General features: G+C 35.4%; 6 protein-coding genes. 1 reads left to right on the top strand and 5 read right to left on the bottom strand.

Going from position 1 to position 3,302, the window contains the following annotated elements; all coding sequences use genetic code 11:
• Positions 1-448: 448 nt before the first annotated feature.
• The 5 genes from ACKVOD_RS09585 to ACKVOD_RS09565 all read right to left on the bottom strand — a co-directional run bounded on the left by ACKVOD_RS09585 (position 449) and on the right by ACKVOD_RS09565 (position 2,657).
• Entirely contained in the window at positions 449-985 is a 537-nt protein-coding gene (locus tag ACKVOD_RS09585; protein ID WP_409209250.1) for a DUF1003 domain-containing protein, read from the bottom strand.
• Positions 986-992: 7 nt separating this feature from the next.
• Positions 993-1,292: a hypothetical protein gene (locus ACKVOD_RS09580; protein WP_409209249.1), complete on the bottom strand. Its 300-nt coding sequence runs from the start codon at positions 1,290-1,292 to the stop codon at positions 993-995.
• Positions 1,293-1,480: 188 nt separating this feature from the next.
• Positions 1,481-1,837 carry a TfoX/Sxy family protein gene (locus ACKVOD_RS09575; RefSeq protein ID WP_409209248.1) on the bottom strand — a complete coding sequence of 119 codons (357 nt, stop codon included), beginning with the start codon at positions 1,835-1,837 and terminating at the stop codon, positions 1,481-1,483.
• A gap of 1 nt (position 1,838) precedes the next feature.
• On the bottom strand, positions 1,839-2,282 hold the full coding sequence (locus ACKVOD_RS09570; RefSeq protein ID WP_409209247.1) for an SRPBCC family protein: 444 nt from the start codon (positions 2,280-2,282) through the stop codon (positions 1,839-1,841).
• A gap of 3 nt (positions 2,283-2,285) precedes the next feature.
• Positions 2,286-2,657, bottom strand: coding sequence for a VOC family protein (locus ACKVOD_RS09565; protein WP_409209246.1), 372 nt, complete (start codon positions 2,655-2,657; stop codon positions 2,286-2,288).
• Between the two features lie 86 nt (positions 2,658-2,743).
• Between ACKVOD_RS09565 and ACKVOD_RS09560 the strand changes: the two genes are divergently transcribed.
• Complete coding sequence (locus ACKVOD_RS09560; protein ID WP_409209245.1) at positions 2,744-3,166, top strand: winged helix-turn-helix transcriptional regulator; 423 nt, start codon at positions 2,744-2,746, stop codon at positions 3,164-3,166.
• Positions 3,167-3,302: the final 136 nt, after the last annotated feature.

The raw sequence follows: 3,302 nt of genomic DNA, 5'->3' as shown, positions 1-3,302 counted from the left end.
GATCACTTAGTTGCAATCATGCCTTTTTTTTCCAATACCGTTGGTGGAATAAAGCTGCAGGTAAATATTTTAGATGCTGAGCGAGCATTCGAATTAATTAATAGCGATAACTCATCGGGAGTAGATTCAGAAACGAATGATGAAGCATAGATTGATAGAATGGCAATTTATTAAATGCTCTTGCTAACTTTTGTAAAGTTTAAAATTAATTTGATGATTGTTTTTCTCATGTGTCGAGTTTTGCTTTAGTGGCGTCTCGTCAAATCTTTCCCATAACGGTTTCGGGCTTGGCGAAGGTGGCGATTTTCACTACAAATGTTGATGCGAAGAACCAAACTTTGATTAACCACAAATGTGTCTGCGGAGCACTGAACCGCCACTTTTGCCAAACCCGTGTTATAGGCTGCCCTATTTTCGTCACGATGGTCTAATGTGTTTATTTTGAAGGTCATTTACTTGCATTTATTTTTATCTCAATGTTCTTTAGTATTTCCAATTGTGCTGCCTGACTGTCAAACAAAACTTTTATCTGTTCTTCTAAAAGCAAGTCAACTTTCTGATGCAAACTTCTTACTTCTAATTCTGCTTTGAGATTTATCAGGTAATCGTTCTCACTTCTCTTTCTGTCTTTTTCTTCTTTCCGATTTTGGCTCATCATAATGATCGGAGCTTGTAATGCAGCAATTGCTGACAACACTAAATTCATTAGGATAAATGGATAGGGGTCAAATTCGTCTCTGCGGGGCGAAAGAGTGTTAAACAAAATCCAAACTGAAAGAATAATTGAAAAGGAAATGATAAACTTCCAACTGCCCCCAAAACTGGCGACCTTGTCCGAAATACTTTGTCCTTTGGTTAGGACTTCTTTTGGTTGATGCAATAGATTTTCAACTATAAGTTTTTCTTCGGCAATTGCTTGTCGAACTATTTGTTGAAGTTTGGAGAGTTGTTCGTCTTCAGATTTAAGAAGATTTGTTATGTCCATAATTGGTTTATTTAATAAAGTTAAATGCGATGAGCAAAATGATGATTAGAATACCAACAAGTGAAATAACAAACAAATAGTCGGCAATTGTTTCAAGTCGTTTTTCCTTTTTCTGGTTTGATGTTCTGATAGAAACAAATGAAAAAATACACGAAAAAGTCAGCAATACCGAAATACAGGAAGTCAACTCGTCAATGATGTGTGTTTCTGTCTGGCTGGCAATGTGCAAAGAAGTAATTACGAAAAGACAAAATCCTAAAAGGTTTGCAGAAGTGTTTAGTATATGTTGTGATGTATTGTTTGCCATTTGTTAAAGTTAAATTTTATAAAGTCAGTCCGCTTGGGTTTGCACGGTCGCTAAGGGTTGCCTATAACGTTTTGCAGCTTGCAGAAGTGGCGGACTTCCAGCACTAAAGTTACTAAAAATTCCTGAACTTTCAACAAGCACGAAATTTTCTAAAAAAGCACTAAACCCGCCATTTCTGCAAACTGCTGTTAGTGGCTGGGCTTTTTCTTTGGTCGTTTAGAAGACTTTGCTTTTTTATTAAAGTCTAACGCAAGATTAATCCAATAGTCAAAGTCCTTTTTGGATTTCATACCGTTGTCGTCAATCATTATATAGCCTTTCATTGGACGTTTTGTAAAGTCCATTGTTCTACAACCATTTTTTTCAATGACTGTGTTGTGCAATTCAGGGTCAATTCGGCACATTAATTCGTCTTTAATTATGCCAACGCACATTTTATCATTGTACATAAATGTCAAGCCACCCATCATTTCTTTTTCAGTAACGTTGGGTAGCTCGACAAATTTTTCTCTTACTCGATTTGCTAATTGTTCATCGTATGCCATTTTATTTTTCTGCGTAGGTTTTTAGTCCTGTCAAAAATTTATTGATACCTGAATTGAACTGTTTGCCGATCATCATTTTGTCCATAAGCACTCCAAGAATACCAAACTTTACAGTGTATTCCATTACTTGTTGTACTTTGGTTTGGTCTCCAATTTTTTGAAAACTATAAGTATGTTTCAAACCTTTAATTGGAAATGAACAGTCAGTAAGTTGATAAACTAACTCTTCATTTGGTATAAAAGCAATAATCTTTTCGTCAAACCAATTTTTGCCGTCTTGCATAAGCACTTTTCTTTTTGCTTCAAGCCCTGTTTTGTTTTCAGAAATTAACGTTGCTTTTTTAACGGTTGGGTCGGTTTTGTCCAAAAGTTCCAAATCTGTGAGTATGCTCCAAATTTTGTCGATGGAAGCGTTTATGGTTATATCATTTACTAATTTACCCATTGTTTATTTTCTTGAGTGTAACGCAACCTTATTGCCTTCGGTGTCGGTAAAATGAGCCATAAAACCATTTGCACCAATAGCCGTTTTTGGCATTACAATTTTTCCACCTGCTTTTTCTATTTTAGAAAGAGGTGTGGCTAAATCATCTCCACCATTAAGATAAATTAATGCACCTTTTGAAGTAGGTTCATATCCTTCGGCTTTTGTGATGCAACCGCCTATACCGCCACCTTGCATATCAAAAGGAAAGAAAGCTGATTTCATTCCTCCCATTTCCATTGGCTGCATTTCAGCATCCATAATTGTCTCGTAAAATTTTTTTGCTCTTGCGAAATCTGATACTGGGATTTCGAACCAATTAATTGAATTTGTCATTTTTAATTTTTTTTAAATTGTGAACTGCAAATATACAAAACTACTTTAAATTTGCAAGTGGTTTTGTTTTTTTGTATTTTTGCGTTATGAAAGCGATTAAAAGAAAGTCGGATTGTCCGATAAATTTTGCATTAGAAATATTTGGAGATAAATGGACTTTCTTAATTGTTAGAGATTTAATGTTTAAAGGCAAGCACTTTTATGGTGAATTCCTGTTGTCGGAAGAAGGCATTGCAACAAATATTCTTTCTGATAGATTGTCTTTACTTGAAAGTAACGGAATAATTAGCAAGTCAAGCGACCCAAGTCATAAGCAAAAGATAATATATCGTCTTACTCGAAAAGGAATTGATTTAGTTCCTTTATTAGTCGAAGTCATTATGTGGTCTGCCAAATATGATAAAGATTCGGCTGTCGATATGAAGTTTGTCAAAAGTGTCAAACGAGATAAGGTCGGTATGATTTCTCAAATTACAAGTAGTCTTGTCGATGAGTTGGGTGTCTCCTAGCCTTGCCACTAACGTTTTGGGGCTTTGCGAAGAAGCGGATTTAGAAGCACAAATGTTCGGTTTAGCACAAATGTCTATTAGAATTCCGAATGTTCAAATTTAGTACTGAACCCGCTTTTTTGCAAAACCCCTGTTA

This window comes from Flavobacterium sp., assembly GCF_046155325.1.
Taxonomy (GTDB): Bacteria; Bacteroidota; Bacteroidia; order Flavobacteriales; family Flavobacteriaceae; genus Flavobacterium.
The sequence above is the reverse complement of the archived record's forward strand: the minus strand, read 5'-3'. Positions and strand labels throughout refer to the sequence as shown.